Annotated in this window: 22 protein-coding genes and 1 other RNA gene; 3 read left to right on the forward strand and 20 right to left on the reverse strand. The window is 33.7% G+C overall.

What is annotated here, in order from left to right:
- Positions 1-11 precede the first annotated feature (11 nt).
- Positions 12-1,220, reverse strand: coding sequence for an NAD(P)-dependent oxidoreductase (locus tag GQ47_RS08625; protein ID WP_035647294.1), 1,209 nt, complete (start codon positions 1,218-1,220; stop codon positions 12-14).
- Positions 1,221-1,460: 240 nt separating this feature from the next.
- On the opposite strand from GQ47_RS08625, the gene GQ47_RS08630 reads away from it, so the two are divergent.
- The 3 genes from GQ47_RS08630 (at position 1,461) to GQ47_RS08635 (ending at position 4,411) form a co-directional block, all read left to right on the forward strand.
- Positions 1,461-2,663, forward strand: coding sequence for a serine hydrolase domain-containing protein (locus GQ47_RS08630; protein WP_035647297.1), 1,203 nt, complete (start codon positions 1,461-1,463; stop codon positions 2,661-2,663).
- A gap of 67 nt (positions 2,664-2,730) precedes the next feature.
- Positions 2,731-3,128: a transfer-messenger RNA gene (gene ssrA, locus GQ47_RS23160) on the forward strand.
- A gap of 122 nt (positions 3,129-3,250) precedes the next feature.
- Positions 3,251-4,411: a tyrosine-type recombinase/integrase gene (locus GQ47_RS08635; RefSeq protein ID WP_035647299.1), complete on the forward strand. Its 1,161-nt coding sequence runs from the start codon at positions 3,251-3,253 to the stop codon at positions 4,409-4,411.
- 16 nt (positions 4,412-4,427) lie between these two features.
- Here GQ47_RS08635 and GQ47_RS08640 read toward each other — a convergent pair whose 3' ends face one another.
- From GQ47_RS08640 to GQ47_RS08730, 19 genes are all read right to left on the reverse strand, one after another.
- Entirely contained in the window at positions 4,428-4,712 is a 285-nt protein-coding gene (locus GQ47_RS08640; protein WP_035647301.1) for a hypothetical protein, read from the reverse strand.
- Positions 4,713-4,851: 139 nt separating this feature from the next.
- Complete coding sequence (locus GQ47_RS08645; RefSeq protein WP_035647304.1) at positions 4,852-5,082, reverse strand: hypothetical protein; 231 nt, start codon at positions 5,080-5,082, stop codon at positions 4,852-4,854.
- Between the two features lie 47 nt (positions 5,083-5,129).
- On the reverse strand, positions 5,130-5,747 hold the full coding sequence (locus GQ47_RS08650) for a hypothetical protein (RefSeq protein WP_035647305.1): 618 nt from the start codon (positions 5,745-5,747) through the stop codon (positions 5,130-5,132).
- 2 nt (positions 5,748-5,749) lie between these two features.
- On the reverse strand, positions 5,750-6,205 hold the full coding sequence (locus tag GQ47_RS08655; protein ID WP_035647306.1) for a CHAP domain-containing protein: 456 nt from the start codon (positions 6,203-6,205) through the stop codon (positions 5,750-5,752).
- A 2-nt stretch (positions 6,206-6,207) separates the two neighbouring features.
- Entirely contained in the window at positions 6,208-6,741 is a 534-nt protein-coding gene (locus GQ47_RS08660) for a hypothetical protein (protein WP_035648104.1), read from the reverse strand.
- Between the two features lie 20 nt (positions 6,742-6,761).
- On the reverse strand, positions 6,762-7,079 hold the full coding sequence (locus GQ47_RS08665; RefSeq protein WP_035647307.1) for a hypothetical protein: 318 nt from the start codon (positions 7,077-7,079) through the stop codon (positions 6,762-6,764).
- On the reverse strand, positions 7,073-7,447 hold the full coding sequence (locus GQ47_RS08670) for a hypothetical protein (RefSeq protein ID WP_035647309.1): 375 nt from the start codon (positions 7,445-7,447) through the stop codon (positions 7,073-7,075). The genes GQ47_RS08665 and GQ47_RS08670 overlap by 7 nt, the downstream gene beginning before the upstream one ends.
- Positions 7,448-7,472: 25 nt before the next feature.
- The gene (locus GQ47_RS08675) at positions 7,473-8,216 is read right to left on the reverse strand and encodes a LamG-like jellyroll fold domain-containing protein (protein WP_035647312.1); all 744 of its coding nucleotides are present in this window, start codon (positions 8,214-8,216) and stop codon (positions 7,473-7,475) included.
- Between the two features lie 3 nt (positions 8,217-8,219).
- Positions 8,220-9,725: a hypothetical protein gene (locus GQ47_RS08680; RefSeq protein ID WP_035647315.1), complete on the reverse strand. Its 1,506-nt coding sequence runs from the start codon at positions 9,723-9,725 to the stop codon at positions 8,220-8,222.
- A gap of 7 nt (positions 9,726-9,732) precedes the next feature.
- Complete coding sequence (locus GQ47_RS08685; protein ID WP_035647317.1) at positions 9,733-10,248, reverse strand: hypothetical protein; 516 nt, start codon at positions 10,246-10,248, stop codon at positions 9,733-9,735.
- Between the two features lie 4 nt (positions 10,249-10,252).
- Positions 10,253-10,471, reverse strand: coding sequence for a hypothetical protein (locus GQ47_RS08690; RefSeq protein ID WP_035647320.1), 219 nt, complete (start codon positions 10,469-10,471; stop codon positions 10,253-10,255).
- Positions 10,472-10,475: 4 nt separating this feature from the next.
- Entirely contained in the window at positions 10,476-13,256 is a 2,781-nt protein-coding gene (locus GQ47_RS08695) for a PKD domain-containing protein (RefSeq protein WP_035647322.1), read from the reverse strand.
- Positions 13,256-15,880 carry a phage tail tape measure protein gene (locus tag GQ47_RS08700; RefSeq protein WP_035647324.1) on the reverse strand — a complete coding sequence of 875 codons (2,625 nt, stop codon included), beginning with the start codon at positions 15,878-15,880 and terminating at the stop codon, positions 13,256-13,258. Before GQ47_RS08700 ends, GQ47_RS08695 begins: the two co-directional genes overlap by 1 nt.
- Before the next feature lie 131 nt (positions 15,881-16,011).
- Positions 16,012-16,296: a hypothetical protein gene (locus GQ47_RS08705; RefSeq protein ID WP_193745216.1), complete on the reverse strand. Its 285-nt coding sequence runs from the start codon at positions 16,294-16,296 to the stop codon at positions 16,012-16,014.
- A gap of 86 nt (positions 16,297-16,382) precedes the next feature.
- Complete coding sequence (locus GQ47_RS08710) at positions 16,383-16,748, reverse strand: hypothetical protein (protein ID WP_035647328.1); 366 nt, start codon at positions 16,746-16,748, stop codon at positions 16,383-16,385.
- Positions 16,748-17,167, reverse strand: a complete 420-nt coding sequence (locus GQ47_RS08715; RefSeq protein ID WP_035647331.1) for a hypothetical protein — start codon at positions 17,165-17,167, stop codon at positions 16,748-16,750. Before GQ47_RS08715 ends, GQ47_RS08710 begins: the two co-directional genes overlap by 1 nt.
- A gap of 13 nt (positions 17,168-17,180) precedes the next feature.
- The gene (locus GQ47_RS08720) at positions 17,181-17,549 is read right to left on the reverse strand and encodes a hypothetical protein (protein WP_035647333.1); all 369 of its coding nucleotides are present in this window, start codon (positions 17,547-17,549) and stop codon (positions 17,181-17,183) included.
- Complete coding sequence (locus GQ47_RS08725) at positions 17,549-18,058, reverse strand: HK97-gp10 family putative phage morphogenesis protein (RefSeq protein ID WP_035647335.1); 510 nt, start codon at positions 18,056-18,058, stop codon at positions 17,549-17,551. The genes GQ47_RS08720 and GQ47_RS08725 overlap by 1 nt, the downstream gene beginning before the upstream one ends.
- A complete protein-coding gene (locus GQ47_RS08730; RefSeq protein ID WP_152561011.1) occupies positions 18,051-18,386 on the reverse strand; it encodes a phage head completion protein in 336 nt (111 codons plus the stop codon). Before GQ47_RS08730 ends, GQ47_RS08725 begins: the two co-directional genes overlap by 8 nt.

Genomic DNA, 18,386 nt, shown 5'->3' on the forward strand with positions numbered 1-18,386 from the left:
TAATTAACAATTTACAATTCACCATTATCAACGTAGTCTTGTAAATAACTAAATCTCTCTGTCAATTTTCCATTTTCAGTGATTTTAGCACGTTTTAGGATTCCGTCTTTATCTCCGTTGAAGAAAGCCGGAATTACATGTTCCATGAATTGCTCTCCAAAACCTTCGCTGGCGTCTTTCGGAATTTCGCATGGCAAATTATCAACCGCCATTACTGCAACCGCAGCCGGATGAAAAAAATCAACTTCTTTATCTTCTAAAGGAAAATAACCATATAAAGGTTCAGCAATGGTTGACGAACGAACGGTACAGGCAATTGGCCCGCCAACGTCACATGAAATATCTGCCACAACTTTAAGTTTGCAATCGCTAGCATTCAACATTTCTCTAGTCAAAATCATTGGTGCTGCACTGGCGTGGAAATGTCCAGCAAAATAGATATCCGAAACTTTCGTAAATTTTTCAAAATCAGAAGTATATTCTTCAGGATGAGTTACAAAATCTTTAAAATCCAAAACCTGACCGTCTTTTCTTTTATTATATTCTAAAACATCCAATTGAACATAAACTGCCTGCGCATATTTTTTAGTCAGATAATTGTCAACTGTAATTTCTTTTACTTTTATAGCATCCAAAATTTCTTTGGCTCCGCTCCCAACCTTTCCGGTTCCGGTCACAACAAATTTTAAAGCTGGCATTGTTATGCGTTTTAAATGCTTTATCAAATCTTCTTTTCCAGAAAGTGTTTCCGCTTTTGGAAGTTTGAACAATTCGAATTTAATTCCGAAAGCTCTGATTCCGTTATAAACACCAACCATTCCGGCGTATTTTCCAAAACCAATTAAACGATGATCCAACTCATTAACTATCGTTTCATGGTCATATAAGTCTATATTTTTTTCTAAAATAGCCTGAAGTAATTTTCTGTTATGAGGCTGTTTTTTTATAGTATGCGAAAAAAAGAAATACGCTTTATTTGGAATTAAATTTTCTATAGGAACCTCTTTTACTCCAAATAATACATCACAGTCAGAAACATCATCTGTCACCGTTAAGCCCATACTTTTATATTGAAGATCTGAAAAAATCCTTATATCCGAACTCTCAACTTCTATTACAGCATCATGATATTGCTGTTTTAATTTTGCTAATGCATCTGGAGCAAATACTACACGTCTATCTGGTGGGTTTTTTCTTTCTTTTATAATTCCAAATTTCATTTAAATAAGTTTAAAGCATTTAATAATATAACTTTTTACATCGTATTTGTTTCAAATATAACAAATTTCGTTAAAGTTTTGTTCAAAAATTACAATTTAGAATATTTAAAAACCGTTGAATGCTGAATAACAATCGACTAACTAAAAATTTAGTTAAAATTATGTTAACATAGCCTTTTGAAGTCGCTAAAATTTCAAAAACATAAATATTGAATTCTATATATTTGTTTTTAAAGAATGATGAAAATGAGTTTCCTTAAAATGACAAAGATACCACAAATACTTTTCCTAATTTTAGTTTTAAGTTCATGTGGCAATGATAAAAAGACTAGCGTTGATCCAGCTTCAGTAGTAGAAGATACAATGCCAAAGATGAAGCCATTAGGCCCTGAAAAAAGAATATCACAAGCCTACATAAATTCCGTAAAAGGCAGAATTAATCACTTTTATAATAAAAACTGGCCAAACAATAGCATGAATGGAAGTTTTTTAGTGGCAAGAAACGGACAAATTATTTTTGAAAGATACAATGGTTACGTTAACAAAAATGAAGGAACAAAAATCACTGCCGAAACTCCTGTACAAATTGCATCAGTAAGTAAAGTTTTGACGGCAACTGCGGTTTTAAAACTAGTAAATGCTGGAAAACTTGATTTAGATCAAAAAGTCAATACGATTCTAAAAACCTTTCCATACGAAGACTGTACGGTTCGAATGCTTTTAAGCCATCGCACCGGAATGCGTAATTATGCTTATTTCACAGATCACGATAAATCGGTTTGGGATAGACATAATCAATTAACGAATAAAGATATTCTGGATATTTTAGCAACAAAAGATATTGGCTTAGAAGCAAAAACCGGAACACGTTTCGGCTACTGCAATACCAATTATGCAATGCTCGCGTTGATTATCGAAAAAATCACCGGTTTAAAATATAAAGAAGCAATGGCTGAAATGATTTTCAAGCCATTGGGCATGACGAATACTTATATTTTTGATGATGATAAAGACAGAAAAACAATTGTTCCTTCCTATAAAGGCAACGGAGCCGAAATTGGTTTCGATTATTTAGACAATGTTTACGGAGACAAAAATGTTTTTTCAACTGTTCGCGATCTTTTGAAATTTGACAGAGCAAGACAATCACCTGACTTTTTAAAGCCGGCTTTATTAAAACAAGTTTATACGGGTTACAGCAACGAGCGTAAAGGAACTAAAAACTACGGTCTTGGAATCAGAATGATTAATTGGGAAACAGGACAGAATTTTTATTTCCACAACGGTTGGTGGCATGGAAATACCTCATCTTACATTACTTTAATGAAAGAACATGTGACCATAATTGCGTTATCAAATAAAATGACCAGAAACACTTATGCGGTTCGTAAACTGGCTCCAATTTTTGGCGATTATCCTTTTAATTTCAAGGACGAAGAATAATACAATTTTTCTGAAAATTTTAGCAGAAAGTAATTTCAAATAGTATAAATTTGCAGACTTATTTTTTGGGGTCGACTGGTTTTGACAGCAAGTCGAATTGAACAGTAAGCACGTCGAGCATTGAGACCTTGCTCGTAAATATAAGATCTCGAACTTTTACACGGCGAAAATAATTACGCTTTAGCTGCATAATCCGAATCATAGTAAGATTGCGCCACGTCTCTACAAGGTAGGGAAGCTGGATTCTCCTGGAAAGCCTTGGTTTGTGGCGTTCCGTTCAGGGGAACCGTAAAAATAAACCTAGATTTCTATGAGCTTCGGGTAGATTTCGAAAATTAAGAAGATAAGTGTTCGGTGGCTGTTTCTGGCCTAGCTTAACATCGAAAATTCAATCAGGAAATAAACGTGTAGAAAGCTCTTTAGTTGCTTGTTTGGACCCGGGTTCGATTCCCGGCGACTCCACTATAAACCGCTGATTATCAGCGGTTTATTTAAGTAAGTTAAAAAAAGTGAACAAAAAGTGAACAAATTTAGTAAGTAATTGATTTAATGTCCCCGCAAGCATTTTAATTTTAAAACAAATTAAAATGAAATCAATTTACACCATTCCAAAGGTTGTCAAATATGACAATCTTTCTAAGCCTTGGTTTGTCTATTTCAGATACAACCAAAAGCTTTTCCGTTATAAATTCGGAATCAACTACATCAACAATTACAAAAAACGACTTATTGAAGCTAATTCAATAAAGGATGTTTTACATGACAAACTAAAAAACGGCTGGAATCCAAATATTCCTGATGTAGTTAATCATTTCAAATACATGACCTTCTCCGAGGCACTAGATTTTGCTATTGAAAAAAAATCCCTATACCTAGGAAAAAAAACATTATGCGCTAGTATAAGTATAGTAAATTCTATTAAAAAAGTTTTGCTAGGCAGCAACATGAAAAACCTTCTAATTTCTGAAACAAAAAGAGCACATATAAAATTGATTTTAGAAAAAGTAAGGGAAGACCGAAATTGGTCGAATCAAACTTTCAATAAAAATTTAGGATACTTAAAAGCTATTCTATCCGAATTATTGCAATGGGATATTATAGAAAACAACCCATCTCACGGTATAAAATCATTAAAAGTAAGTGAAACCAATGCATTTACTCCAGCAACCGATGAAGAAATTAAATTGATTAAAAAAAAGATTCTCACAGATTTTCCAAGTTTTTACACTTATATTATATCAATATTCCACACCGGTATTAGACCTGAAGAACTTTTACACATTCAAATCAAAATGATTGATTTAAAAAAATCACAAATAATTCTACCTCCGGAAATAACAAAAACCGACATCGAAAGAATTGTACCTATAAACCCGTTTTTAAAGACATATTTTGAAGAAATGAATCTATCCAAATATAATAGCTCTTTTTACGTCTTCGGGTCATATCGCGAATTTTCAAACAGAGGATTAAAAAAAGAATTGGACTTTGTTCCAGGACCAAGAAAATTAAACCGAGACTGCGCTTCTAAATTATGGAGAAAACTAATCAAAACAGAATTAGAAATAAATGTAGATATGTATTCATTAAAACATCTTGGAGCTAATAAAAAAATCCTTGCAGGCGTAGAACTTGACGCTCTTAGAGAATTATACGGTCATACTTCAAAAATGATGACCTTAAGATATGCAACCGTTGTAAAAGAAGTTAATCGCCAGCAAATTCTTGAAAAATCACCCGATTTTTAATCTGAAACATTACATGCTATAATTTCAAAAAATACTTATCAGAGAAAGAATTATCATCTTTTAAAGCTTGCAATAATTCTTTCTCTCTTGTACTTATATATGAAATTACAAATCTTTCTTGATTGACATGATAATCAACATTGATATTTACATTTATTGTTTTTGGAATACTAACAAGATTCTCCAACCAATCTTTAAAATAGTACACAAAGTCATCATTTATTTTTTCATGATAAATCTGCAAATCCTCATTCCATATATAATCACCTATTATTTTTATTTCAATATTACTTAATGCCATAAATGCAAAATTATATAACCCGATAATTTTACAGCTTTATAACACGTTAAAAATTGTAACATTTTTCATTACATACAAACAAAAAAGCGATCCATTTCTGAACCGCTTTTCCAACCAATTAACTAACCAAATAAACAAACTATTCCGCTTCATCAAAATCAACATAATACTCTTTACCATCTTGAAAATAATTTGAAGCTTCAGTCTCGTAACTGATATTCAAATTTATATTTCCTGAAGGTGTATATTTTGAAAATGATTTATTTTCCTCACTACCATTAATCACAGGAGATAATGAAATTGATTTTGATTGATAATCAGGATTATCCTGAACACCAGTACATACAAATTTTGCTCTTACTTTAGACATGATTATAAATTTTAAAATTTTCCTACTCTTTAGCTTTTCGGAATCCACTACTTCTTTTTCTCAATTTTCATTGTTTGACTTTCTCCGCATTCATCAAATGTTTTTGCAGTAAAAACCTTTTTTCCTAAAAACCGCGTTTTGATTCCAAAAAAACTCCATTGCTGGCGTTCCCAATAAGCGACCGCATCCGATTTATTTTTAAACTGGCGATCAATCACCGAAACCTTAAGTTTAGCGCCATCAAAAGAAGCGATTCCTTTTATTGTCATGCATTTTGTTGTATCACTCCAGGACTGTTCTTTTGGTATACTATTTTTAATTGCATCAACTAATCCGGTAACATCGGTTTCGCGCTTTGTCGTATCTCTATATTTTAGAGTTTGCGAAACAATATTTTCAATCCGACTTTCTTTTATTCCAGCATTAGCGAGCTTCTTTTTCAGATCTGAATTTTGATATTGTAGATATTCTTTAATTTCATCTTTAGATAACAACTGACTTGAAAATTGCAAACTATCTCTTTTTCTTAACTGACTTGCGTTTTCAGTTTGAATTTCTTTTTCTTTCTTTTGGAATTTAGAATCCTGGTAAAACCATACAGCCAAAACCAACAAACCAACAAATACTATATTTTTTAAATTCTGTAAAATGATTGATAATTGCATATCTAGTAATTTAAATATCCTTTGATAGCACTTCTTTTTCTAATTTTTCTACAAACTTCAATTCCTTCACGGCTTCCCGTATCGTTTGTATTTCCCTCAATAGTATAAATATTTACATCATCGAATTTTTCTACAATTCCGGTATGCCCCAAACCTTTACCAAAATCCATAATAAAAACAGAGCCAATTGACGGAATTAAAGATTTCATTTCTTTTGGTGCATCATTCCAGGCTTTTAAAACACCTCCAGTTTTCATTGCCGTATTTTTAACAGCCAAAACTTCAGAAGCTTTTTTTGAACACCAATACACAAACGCCATACACCAACTAGCAGGAAAACCAACTCCAACACTAGCCAAATAAGATTTTACAGGTTCACCCCAATTTGAACCCAAAGGTTTTTCCTGCTGCCCTAATTGCGTAATCGCTATTTCAAGCATTTTTTGAGATAATTTCATAATTATTCTTTATTTTCAGTATTTAATAATTCAGTGAGATTTCCGGTCTTTTCGAAGTTGTATAGTTTTTCCATCACAAAAGCAGGAGGGAATTTCTTGTTGCTTAACACATATACATTTTTCAAAATTTTAGAACCAGGATAAAGCAATGTTGAAACCTGCAATACCGCCCTAAAAGATTCTGCAAGCACATTTTGACCAGCAGTCAATGTCAGCATTTCTAAAACTGTATAGGTTATAGCTAATATCCCGATCATTACAGCATTTCTCTTCAGCAGACTTTCCCAAGAAAAAGTATTATTTTTATGATGAAACCATGCTCCTACACCAATATTTGCAGTCACAAAAAAAATAATAAAACTTACAAATCGCATATTACCAAGAAACCACCAATTAAGACCTTCAACAACATAAACCACAGGAGATAATGTTGCAATTATTGAAATATAATAAAGCACTTTTTCCGCAAAAGTTGGATGCTTATCCGAAATCAAAAGAATCCCACAGAAAACTTTTCTTAGTAGTGTTAGTGTCATAATTTTTATAGTTTTCATTTTTATACATTTATTATCGCATCTAAGCAATGTTTTTCCGTGAGAATCCAAACTAATACTTTTCCGGTTTTGGATAGTTTTTTGAGTTGAACATTTTTCCCTAAAACACCGGAAATCGTTTCTTCTATTTTTCCGAATTTATAACCGTCATTCTCAATCAATGTTTTATTCCAAAGTGTTCTAAATTCTCTGTTTGCCAATCGATCCAATGTTAATGCTGAATCCCTGAAATAACCTCGAGAACGAACCAAACAAAAATTAATAAGCGATAATGGCAGAAAGAACGAATAAGCTATCAAGAACAAAACAAATCCTAGCATAATTCCCAATTATTAGGATTTAATCTGTAGATTGTCAAATCATCATCGTAGAGATTGGTTTGAGTATCCATCAGCAAACCTTGTTTTACTTTAGTCCAATCTCTTTCGATTTTTGTCATTCCTGAATAATCATGAGTAGATTCAAGAATTTGGTTTAAATCGTTGATCTTTTCTGCTGAGTAAAAAACTGTTTTTGTGTTAATCAATTGTTTGATTTGATTACCATTTCCATCATCTGATAATGCATAATCCTTGACTACATAATTAGTTCCAGCTGGTGTACTTTCGAATGAATCAATTTCTATTTGAATAATTGCTTTTTTCGACCCCCTGAGATCGCAATAAGCCGGTAAATTTGATTTTATCATTTTAAGTGGTATTAATGATTATTTATTAAAAAGGATAGGTTCTGCCTGTCCCTGAATTGTAAAGAAGGTTTACTGCGTTTTGATTTAACATTCTATTTTTCCAAATTCCTAAAGCATCCAGCTTCCCTTTATGCTTCCTAGCCTCTGTTCCATTAACATTTGTTGACCCTAACCTAACCGATCCAGTACCGTTAGGCATACCAGTATATGTACTATTAAACGAAAATGTTGAACTTTGCAGCACACTATTTATATATACCCTCATGCCTCCGGTGGTTTTTGTACCATCATCAGTTATCACTATATGATACCATGTGCTTGTAGAAAAAGCATAATTAGTTTGACATCTTTTGTATGCTACATTACTTGAAAATTTATAGAAACTAATTGAAGTTGATACAAAGTCACATTGATACTCATCATCAGTGGCCGTATTTAACCTTTTAACTATTATTGTATTGAACTGACTAGAAAACGCATGTACATAAATCCAAAAAGACATCGAAAACGGTATATCATTTCCAGAACCATCTGTAAATGAAAAAATATTATTATCAGCTAATTGACAATATCTTAGCGTGGTATCATTTAGAAAATCTATAGCATTTCCCATTTTTCCAGTTGTAAAAGTCGGTGAATTCGTTAAAGTTCCATTTACACCACCGACAGACGCATTGGCATCTGTATCAAATTGATAATAAGCTACAAGACCAATATTCAAATCTTGGTTTTTCTGTCTGCCAAAAAAATACTTTTTTAAATTTCCCATAACTTATACATCTAAAAATATCGTATTAGTTGACCCTCTTCGCATAAAATAACCAACTGTTTTTTCACCTGTTGCCAATGGCGTTGTTTCCCATATGAACGGAGAAGTAATTGCCCATGTAACTGTAACGCCTGCTAAAGTTCTAAAAGGAAACATTAAAGAATTATTCAATGTTGACGGAACTGTAATTGTACAGTTAGCAGTAAACAAAATCGTTTGTCCGTGCCATGAGTTCTGAACATTGCTATTTGCTGAAATTTCAACCTGATCATCCTTAACTTGCTTCAAAGCAATAGAAGCAACATTATCGCTAATTTGTTTTTGAAGTTTTCCGAATGCTGTCAAAATATTATCCGCTGCGGTAATAGCAGTTCCAGTTGCAAATGAAACTCCAGTCAACAAATAACCCATTACTAAAGACAAAGTAGAATACTTATTTGTTGAGCCGTCAGGAACATCATCAGCGGAAGCGATCAAACCGTTAGTAATTTGAATATAAGTAGATCCTGAGTAACGATATTCTTTGTTTTTTTGCCCAGTAGTAATATCAATATAAATCTTACCCGCTTCAGCCGGAATTACTGTAGTATGACCGATTTCTTCATAAAACACATTTGAAAGCAAATAACCTTCTAATATATCATCAACATAACTAGGCAATTGTGATGAAGGCACTTTACCTGCAACCAAATCAGCTTTACCCGATAAATCAAGAATATTACCTATATAATCCAATCTCACATCACTAGAATCATTCGCGTTCTGTTTGAATTGAATAACCTCTTTATCCCTTACAATCAAATCCAAAGCATTCGGAAAAGAAATCTTTACGTTTCCAGTTCCCGCTAATTGCCATAATTTTACATCGTGTCCAGTCGAGTTTTTTATAAAGAAAGGTTTACCAGGTCGAATAAATTCACCTGACATTTGAATCGATTTTACATCAGTGATTGCACCAGTTAAAAGGATTGAGCTTCTGTCATCGATTAAATCAATTTTTTCGATTATTGCCATTACTCCATAACTAGCTATAAAATCCTGAGATTCCATTTTTTTAACGTAGTTACCACCCTCAATTGGTGTTGAAGGATCACCTACAGTACCATCAGTTACTAATGTAATCCCGAATTCAATTGTATCGACTGGCGCAGGAGTTGCCACCGGATTACTTACACTTTCTGTTCCAGCAACTTTTGTGAAGGTATTTGACGTATTAAAAACGATTCTATCAAGCCTTTGTTTTCCTGAAGAGCAAAACGGAAAATTAATAATGACATCAACCGGATTTGTATATTCAATTCCGTTTATTTGCCAAACCCAGCCTGCGTGAATTGTCAAATCCTGATCAACTAAAACAGAAGTTCCAAGCGTAACTACATGGTCACTATTATTAACTTTCGCATCTAAATACGCAAAATTTTGGTTGATTATATCAGCCGCTATTCTTGCAGGAGTTCCTGTTTTATCATTTGCGGTTGTTCCTTTAAAAATCCAACTTAATAAACTCATCTTTTTACTATTTATATCCTACAATTAATTTAATTGACCATTTCGCAGCATCTACACCTGAAATCAAAACATTATTTGCTGGCGCATTTACAGTTGCATTGTAAGCCGTCATTATAGTAAGCTGATCATTCACCATTACCTTAATAGAATCAGGACTTACATTCGTGTATTGTACTCCTATTCCCTGCGCCGCTGTTCTGCCTGAATCTTGTGGATATGGTGTTGGAGCGGTAACAACATCATTTGGAAAAAAACCGTTATTCGATGTCTTACAAACCAACATCGCAACTACACTTGTAATTTCAGTGCCAACTGTAAATCCTGTATCAACAGTAAAATTTCTATCAAGAACAAAAGATTCTAAAAGCAAAACTTTTGATTTTGCAGTCTTACCAACTTCCTGAATCAAAAAATCAATTATTTTATTTTCAACCGCACGATGATCTTCAGCCGGAATTTCAGAAGCATCCGGCAAATTTTCAGCGATAAACACTCTTATTTCACTTTCTGTAATATCTGCCATAACTCTATTTATAATCAGTTTCTAAATAATCTATATTTGAATAATCTCTTTTCACAGTTGGAGGCAACGGCACTATGTCAAAATCAAACGTATCGACCATGCTGTCAAATGTCACAGTTGTACTATCGAAAGTAAAAGTGCCAGGTTCATTAATTCCGACTTCTTCATTGATTCCAGGAAACCTATTGTTTCCAACTCCTATTCTTTGTATATTTTTCGCCATGATTTTAAGGTGCAAATGGTCCAGGAACTGGCTGAGCATAAATCGGCAATCCGTTTATGTTTCCCGCTCCAGTTATAAATTCTACTTTAGTTAAATCTATCCAAGAACTTCCCCAATGCCCTTCAGGAAAATCTCTGTTTTGGTCGATTTCAAACAAAATAATATCCGTTGATATATAGCTGATTGTATAAGGAAACATTGTAATTGCGTCGCCATGATTCCACTCACCACTGTAAACAACAACTCCATTTTTTACAATTCTAAATCTTGCAAAAGAAGTTTCTAATCCAGGATTATATGAAAAGACATTCACAACACCTTTCAGCAACAAACTATAAGAAGGATCTATATTCGGGTCGATTAAAAATTGATATTTAGCAAACAGAAAAACACCGCCATCTTCACCTTCAATAAAAATCAAATCTAAAGCAACATCGTAATCCTTTTTTCGAATTAAAGTAACAACATCAGTAGCCGTTGCGCCATCGTTGTCTCTAACTTCGATTTGATATTGATACTGATCTTCAGTCAAGTTTTCAAACAAAGTTTTAAGCTCATTTGGCGAAACAATTATATCACCAAAATCACCTAATAATTTTGTCCATTTTTGAAAAACAATAACACCATCAACATCATAAGCAACTGCTGTTATTTCTATAGAATTTTGATCATTATCTAAAACTATATCGGGACCAGCATTAACAATTGGCGGTATGTTTTCAGGGTTTTCACCTGAATCACCACTGTCTCTATAGATTGCTCGAGATAATGTTAGACTGGTTTTATTTTCATCCAAATTCCAAGAACAATTTGTCGGCACAAATAGCTTATCATAAACGTATTCAAACTGAATCAGATCATTAAATTTAACTGCTCCGACAACAATCATATCGATTTTTTCAGAAGCTATACCAAACAATCGACGAATGATATTTGCTACTACTTGACCGTATCGAGAAGTTTCAATTTTATAAATCGAATCTGTCCACTCCAGCCACGATTTACGACTTTCTTCGTAATCATTGAATTTATAAACTCGAACCATAAAAGAAGCAGTTGTAGCAAAATCTGTTCTAACCACCATTTGCTCACCACCTCCAAAATTGTACGTAACTTCTAAATTTGAAAGCAAACTACCATCGTGATAAACAGTATTGATATTATCTTTTATAAGATTTGCACCATCTAAATCAACTACTGAATACTTTTGTCCATTCTGTTCAAATCTGTACAATACCGGAACTTCGATAACATTATAAAACTCTGTAGCTTCTTTTAATTTAGCCAATCTAAAAGCTTTACTGAAAGCCGTGTCATCATCGGCATAATTCAATTCAATTTCTTTGTCAATTGTAAATTCTTCATTTATCAAATCAACATATTGAATTATTTCTTGAAAATTTATAGCTGTTATTCCCAGCTTTCTTATTTCAAAACCTGAAATATTTGATCCAATAATTTCTCCACTTGGACGCCAAATTTTTACATCTAACAATCCTTCATTTGGGACTATTATATCAAAATTCAATTCAGCCGTTAAATCTTCAGGATCAAAAGACAATGCTTGATTTTCAGAAACTACTTCAGTTCTATTTGTATACAACACAACATCATTCAAAAGCACTTCATAAAACAATGGATTGTAATATGCTCCAGGCAAAATACCTGACATTACATTTGCCCACTTAATAATTTTAAAAATCATCGAAATAGTAACTCGCTGATCTTTATATAAGAATATTTTGTTTTTCAGATTTACAAACTTGGTTTCATCAAATGGCTGAATTTCTGAAATACCGCCAATATCAGGATTAACATATTCTTTTTTAACTGAGTTATAATAATCCGGCTGAATCGATTTACAGTAATATTCATTATTACCATTCCAATCAGTTGCATAAACTTCACCTTTTACACCCGATACAACTGCCCAACCTTCATTACTTTCTTTTGAAATCGTGCTTGGAAATGTCTGAGGTTTTCTTTCATGTGATACCGTAATCATATTGTATGGAGGTATCATTGTAACATTAGGAGTAACATAAGCCGTTACTTTTTTCAACAACTTATTTCCAGTTGAGCGACCTATCAAATTACCGTTTTCATCATACAAAAAGGTATCATAGCTTCGAACATTTCGCTTATTCATTCCTTCAACATTCCAACGATTGTCAGATTGAAAACAAACACAAAGCATATCCTGCATCAACTTTTCTAAAATCGAATAAGCGTCTTTCTTTTTGGTTCTTTTATCATCTGTATAAAAATCAAGTGTATCGATAAAGATTTGATTCCAGTCTTTTTGCACTGAATTTTCTATTGCTGGATTAAAAAAGAGATTTAAACCTAAACTTGTTAATTTTAAACAAGCACAGATAATATCTATTATACTTTTCTCGTCACGATAATAAGATTCAGAAAGGTATTTACCTTTTAATCTTCCTAAACCACAGGAAGCTATTATTTTTACAAAAACAACTCCATTTGTCCAAGGCTCAGAATAAGTATCAGGAAGCAAAAAACCGCTCCAAATTAAAGAATCATCACTTTGATTACGAAGCTCAGCTTTGAAACGAATTTCATTTCCTGTGAAGAATTTTATAAATTTTGCATCGACATTTTCTGTGTGTGCAATATCAAATTCTAACGAAGAACCCACTATCGCTAATTCATCTTTATTGTCGCCACCATTCCAAGAAAGTGTTATTCCCGACTTTGAAGCTACTTCTATAACAAATTTACTTTCGTTAAGTTCCTGGTCTATTATGTCGATATAATAACTCATTACCCTATTCTTGAATTTTTACTATCCGTTCTATCAAGAACTAATCTTAGTTTATTTCCATCAACAACAAAACCACCACCTAAAGTAATATTAACCGTTTGTCCATTATTAGAAAGCATTCCATATAACGCTTTTTGCTGATCCTGATTTGCAATCATTTCACCACTATTCAACCTCGCTAAAATTTTATCACCATAGAAAGACGAACCTCCTACAATACCACCCGTTGCAAATTTTGGAATTGCCGCAAAAGCTGCTAAAACCCCACCTACCGCAGTAGCGATAAATGCCGGAGTTGTAAACACTGCCGCCGGACCGGTTGCAGTACCCGAAGCTGTAGCCCCTGCAATTGATTGCGAAATAGCCGAAGCCAACATCATTGCAATCAACTTAGTTACCGTTTGAATCATACCGGAAATAAAACCGCCAAAACCATTTTGAGCCAGCCCTAAAGACGCCACCAAATTATCCGCTAATCCTGCAAAAGCATCACTCACACTTTGACTGGTCAACTGAGCAATTTCCGCCATCCTTTTTTGACTGTCAGCAACACTTAATATTTTAGTATTCAGATCATCAACACCTTCAATTTCATTTATCTTAATTTGAGTATTATTAATCTGATTGGTCAATTTTTGATATTCTTCAGCAGTAGTTGAAAATTGCTCTCTTAGCTTTTCAAAATATGACAACTGTCCTTTTAAATCTTCCAAAGAAAAAGCAGGAACAACACCATCAAAAGTTGATGCATCCGGCATTTCAGGTCGTGGTAATTTTATTTGCTGTTTTTTTATTATCTCGTCAATTTTTCTTTGATAAGAATCGATAATTGCTTGCTTTTTAAGCCATTCAGCATTACTTGTTACATTATTTTCCTGCTCTTGGCGCTGTAATTTTATCAGACTTTCGTAATAAGCTATAGTACCAGGCTTTAATGTATCGATACTATCTTTTATCGCATCTGTTCCGATTTTAATATCCTGAAGTTTAAGTTTTTCATTTTCTTCAAGTTTCCCCGTTTTCTTTAAATAATCTTCTTTAGCAGAAAATAAAACTTCATCTGCTTTTAAATTATCTTCATTGAATTTTTTAAGTTCTGAATTTTGAATACCTAATAGCTTTGTTTGTCTTTCAATCAACTCAGCTCTAGATTCCGTCACCCTGTTCACTCTTTCAGATGCACTACCTTCCTGAATAACCACATCACCTGTACTTCTTCTTAATCTTAAAATTTCTGCCTCAGTAGCTGCTATTTTATTTCGAAGCTCGATTTCTTTTTCAACACGTTCATTTGCTCGTTTTTGCAATTCATTATCAATCGCAATAGCACGACTTTTATTAAAAATGGCTTCGCGCAATTCCTCGTATGAAGTTTTTGCTTTTCCGTTTAATATAATTTCATCTTTAAGATTTCCGAAGTACGCAGGATAAAGCGATTGCATATCATCAACCGCTTTTTTTCTTTCTTCAGTTCCTAATTTTACATTTGTAGCAGATGCATATAATTTATCCAAAACACCAACTTCAGTAACTGCGTTTTCATTTCCTTTCCTAACCGCTTCATTTAAATCATCTTGTGCCGTAGCCGCTTTTTTTGTATTTACCGAATAAACCAGCATCGCTAAAGCTGCCGCCTGTGCTACTAAAACCAAAACACCGATAGGATTAGCTGCCACAACAGCATAAGTTGCCATTATCGCAGTTCTTAACGCAGCAAAACCAGCAACTACGACCGGAATTCCTGAAGCTATCGCACCTATAGCCATCAACAACGGACCAATTGCCGCCGCTAATCCTGCTACAACTATAATTGTCACCTTTGCACCTTCACTCATTCCTAAAAGCCCTTTTATAAAGCCATTAACAGAAGTAATGATTTTAGTAAAATATGGCAAAATCACCGTGCCAAACATTTGACCAAGCTCTTTAAGAGATTCTCTAAAAATTCTCGATTGATTAGCCGCACCACCTCCAGTTCTCGCAAAGTCACCATGAGCATTTGAAGTCGCTTGCATCACATAAGCATATCTAAGATTCACCTTAGAAGCCTGATCCATATCTTTCATTCGCGTACGAATACCTTTTGACAAAGCAAATTCCTGCAAATTTTGCTCAGTCATTACGATTCCCAGCTTTTTAAGAGATTCTGTTTCACCTGTAAAAATGGAAGACAACGCAGTATTAGCTTGTTCGATTCCTATATTTTTAAAAGAAGAAATATCACCAGCTAAACCAACCAATTCAGTTGACATTTTAGCCGCTTGTGCAGTTGTCAACCCCATTGATGTTCCCATATCACCATAAGCCGCCGCCATATCTAAAGCCGTACCTTCAGCAATACCGTATGTCTCTAAAGCTGTTTTTCCAAACTCTTTAACAGCACTCGAGGACGTATCAAAAGCTACATCAACCTTATTTAAACTCTCTTGATAATCTGAAGCAAATTTCACAGATGCGCCAGCAGCCGCTAAAAGTGGAGCAGTGACAAATGTTGTCATTGTTCGCCCCATTTTTTGCATTTTCTGACCAAACTTATCTATATCACGCAAAGCGTTTTGCATCCCAGTTGAGAACTGAGTTAAGTCGACCTGAAACTTTACATTGATACTAGCTAAACCAAACATTGAAGTAATATTTCAGTAAAAATACCACCACAAAAAACCCTAACTTGTTAACTATGGTAACAAAAAAAGCCCTGAAATTAATCAGAGCTTTTCTCATTCAAAACACAGAAAATATAAAACAACTCAACAAATTACGCTTTTCCCATTGCCGCCTTTTTTGCATCGTATTTTGCAAAAAACTCTTTACTGATACGTTCTCTTTCAAGATCAACAAGCAACTGTTTCTCTGCAATTTTTTTCAACATTTCTTCCTCTCCAGGGAATTTAAAGAAATCCGTTTCTTTGAAATTTTCATCGGCATACGGAGCTACAGAAGCGTACATCATTTTTCGAGTCATAGACCATTGTTCCCTACTTTTAATGTCTTCATATTTTTGAAATCCATTAACTGTATTAACAAATTCCCTATATGTCAAACTATAAAAATATTTAACTTTTAATCTCAACTGCCCCAAAGCTAGTTCTTCCAAAGCATCCCATGTTTCATCAATTTCTTCGGAAACTATTTCTTCGGAGCTGTCGTCTTTTTTTTTGGATTTTCTTCAAGTTTAGCATCTGGAAACGCTGCCGAAATTCCTTCCGTCATTCCTTGCGCTAACAACATTAATTCCTCCATTTCTAAATTTTCGATTTCTTCTTTAGAAATTTTAATCTGATTATCAGGATGACAATCTATTGATTGAAAAAGTACATCATACAAAATATCGTATATTTCAAAATTTCCTGATTCAATTTGCTCAATTAATGCTACTTTTTGCATTACTTCAGGTAAAGATGGCAAATTCCAAACCTTACCTAAAATACGGAATACTTTTAAAGAAAAAGTCATTTTAAAAGTATTCCCTTTTATTTCTACTGAAACATCCATTACGATACTGTATCTCGGTCTAAATCACCGTTACCTCTAAACGATACAGTTACTTTTACCGATTCACCAACTGTTGATGTGACACCAGCATTTTCAATAAACGCCTTACCAGTATAAATAATATCACCCGTAACATCAGTTGTAAACTCTACATCAATTTGAGTTCCTGAGAGCTTTAATGCTAAGATGTCGTCAAAAGTTACATGATCGGCATCACCCACAGGCAAATTAGCCAACAAAGCTTCAGTAGAACCCGTCCAACTGTAATTTGACGGAATCACAACTGTTCCGTTTGTGTCTTTTGTTGCGATTTCTTCTAGCTTAGTTGAAAAGTCTAACTTACATGACGTTGCATGTAAAAACTTTTTAGCATTGAATTTGAATCGCAATAATTTCCCGTTATAAATTTCGCTTGCCATTTTTTTATTTTTTTTATAATAAGTTAAAATTCACCATTCCCGAATAAGTAAAACTTTCTTCGTTATAATCAATTGATGCCGAAAGCAAATTGTATCTTTCATCAATATGTTGCGCCATTGCATCAGTAAAAGCACAACATACATCGTAACTGTTTTGATCAAACCAAAATATGACGATTATATCAACTTGTGAACGATCTTTAGTTTCAGGGTTTCTATCTCCTAAAATATAAGTCGAAAGTGGCAACGTGTTACCTTCTAAAGCTACTATCGGAAAAAGAAACGTTTTCTCTGTTCCTCCTTCATTTCTTTTCATTACCGCATTAAAATCGGGTAATCCCGAAAAAAAACTATACAATTCTTTTGAAATACTTTCAAACATTATCTACTTAATTTATCTATTCTACGTTGTATAAATGCCGCCATTTTTCTTTGTGCATCAGCAGTCACCTGACCGTTTGTTGATTGATAAGCGGTTGCCATAAAAGGAGTAGCTTTTGTTTTACCAATTGCCGCATGATTGTTTGCCCTTCTTTTACGTTTACGCTTGTAACCTTTACTGTATTTATTTACTCCATGCTCAACAAAATGAGCGTACCAGCCATTATTAACACCTTTTGCTCGAGCTCCGACATAAATTGTTGGGTTTTCCTGTTTCCCCGTGATATATCCTAATGATTTTTTTAAGTTACCAGGTTCAATTAATTTACCTCTCGCCTTATGCTTTTTTGAAGCAACCGGAACAAAACTTCTTGCCGCTTGCAGAGTTGGACTTGCAACTTGTCTTAGAATAATAAGAACTTCTCGTTTTTTATCCTTATCATTTCCGAGCTCTCTAATTTTAGCTTTCAGCTCTTCAAATCCTGTCACTTGCATCAACGGACTATTCATAACGCTTTACTCTAATTTCTAAATGTTTTTTACGACCAATTTCGATAACATGTAAAACTTCAAAACGTTGACCACCATCAACCAATATTAAAGCATTAGATTTTTGCTGTACCGTTTCATCCCAACGAATTGTATATGTACGGTTTACTAAATGCTTTATTTTTCCGTCAGTGTCTTCACCACCTCCGACTTCTTGCATATTCGCCCAAAAATCTGCTCCTAGAGATTGTTCACCTAGAGTTTCAGCACCTGAGGCTGATTGTATAGGTTTTTTTTCAATCAACTCAATCTCACGATCCATTTGACCGATAAAAGGATTATTTGGCAT

This window comes from Flavobacterium sp. ASV13, from assembly GCF_000745775.1.
Taxonomy (GTDB): Bacteria; Bacteroidota; Bacteroidia; order Flavobacteriales; family Flavobacteriaceae; genus Flavobacterium.

Bases quoted from the DNA above. Each gene is read 5' to 3' on its own strand.
- GQ47_RS08650 (WP_035647305.1), bottom strand. From the start codon at position 5,747: ATGCAATTATCAATCATTTTACAGAATTTAAAAAATATAGTATTTGTT.
- GQ47_RS08630 (WP_035647297.1), top strand. From the start codon at position 1,461: ATGAAAATGAGTTTCCTTAAAATGACAAAGATACCACAAATACTTTTC.
- GQ47_RS08700 (WP_035647324.1), bottom strand. From the start codon at position 15,880: ATGTTTGGTTTAGCTAGTATCAATGTAAAGTTTCAGGTCGACTTAACT.
- GQ47_RS08695 (WP_035647322.1), bottom strand. From the start codon at position 13,256: ATGAGTTATTATATCGACATAATAGACCAGGAACTTAACGAAAGTAAA.
- GQ47_RS08720 (WP_035647333.1), bottom strand. From the start codon at position 17,549: ATGTTTGAAAGTATTTCAAAAGAATTGTATAGTTTTTTTTCGGGATTA.
- GQ47_RS08730 (WP_152561011.1), bottom strand. From the start codon at position 18,386: ATGCCAAATAATCCTTTTATCGGTCAAATGGATCGTGAGATTGAGTTG.
- GQ47_RS08665 (WP_035647307.1), bottom strand. From the start codon at position 7,079: ATGCTAGGATTTGTTTTGTTCTTGATAGCTTATTCGTTCTTTCTGCCA.
- GQ47_RS08715 (WP_035647331.1), bottom strand. From the start codon at position 17,167: ATGGCAAGCGAAATTTATAACGGGAAATTATTGCGATTCAAATTCAAT.
- GQ47_RS08685 (WP_035647317.1), bottom strand. From the start codon at position 10,248: ATGGCAGATATTACAGAAAGTGAAATAAGAGTGTTTATCGCTGAAAAT.
- GQ47_RS08690 (WP_035647320.1), bottom strand. From the start codon at position 10,471: ATGGCGAAAAATATACAAAGAATAGGAGTTGGAAACAATAGGTTTCCT.
- GQ47_RS08625 (WP_035647294.1), bottom strand. From the start codon at position 1,220: ATGAAATTTGGAATTATAAAAGAAAGAAAAAACCCACCAGATAGACGT.
- GQ47_RS08655 (WP_035647306.1), bottom strand. From the start codon at position 6,205: ATGAAATTATCTCAAAAAATGCTTGAAATAGCGATTACGCAATTAGGG.
- GQ47_RS08660 (WP_035648104.1), bottom strand. From the start codon at position 6,741: ATGACACTAACACTACTAAGAAAAGTTTTCTGTGGGATTCTTTTGATT.
- GQ47_RS08710 (WP_035647328.1), bottom strand. From the start codon at position 16,748: ATGGATGTTTCAGTAGAAATAAAAGGGAATACTTTTAAAATGACTTTT.
- GQ47_RS08670 (WP_035647309.1), bottom strand. From the start codon at position 7,447: ATGATAAAATCAAATTTACCGGCTTATTGCGATCTCAGGGGGTCGAAA.
- GQ47_RS08645 (WP_035647304.1), bottom strand. From the start codon at position 5,082: ATGTCTAAAGTAAGAGCAAAATTTGTATGTACTGGTGTTCAGGATAAT.
- GQ47_RS08640 (WP_035647301.1), bottom strand. From the start codon at position 4,712: ATGGCATTAAGTAATATTGAAATAAAAATAATAGGTGATTATATATGG.
- GQ47_RS08635 (WP_035647299.1), top strand. From the start codon at position 3,251: ATGAAATCAATTTACACCATTCCAAAGGTTGTCAAATATGACAATCTT.
- GQ47_RS08725 (WP_035647335.1), bottom strand. From the start codon at position 18,058: ATGAATAGTCCGTTGATGCAAGTGACAGGATTTGAAGAGCTGAAAGCT.
- GQ47_RS08675 (WP_035647312.1), bottom strand. From the start codon at position 8,216: ATGGGAAATTTAAAAAAGTATTTTTTTGGCAGACAGAAAAACCAAGAT.
- GQ47_RS08680 (WP_035647315.1), bottom strand. From the start codon at position 9,725: ATGAGTTTATTAAGTTGGATTTTTAAAGGAACAACCGCAAATGATAAA.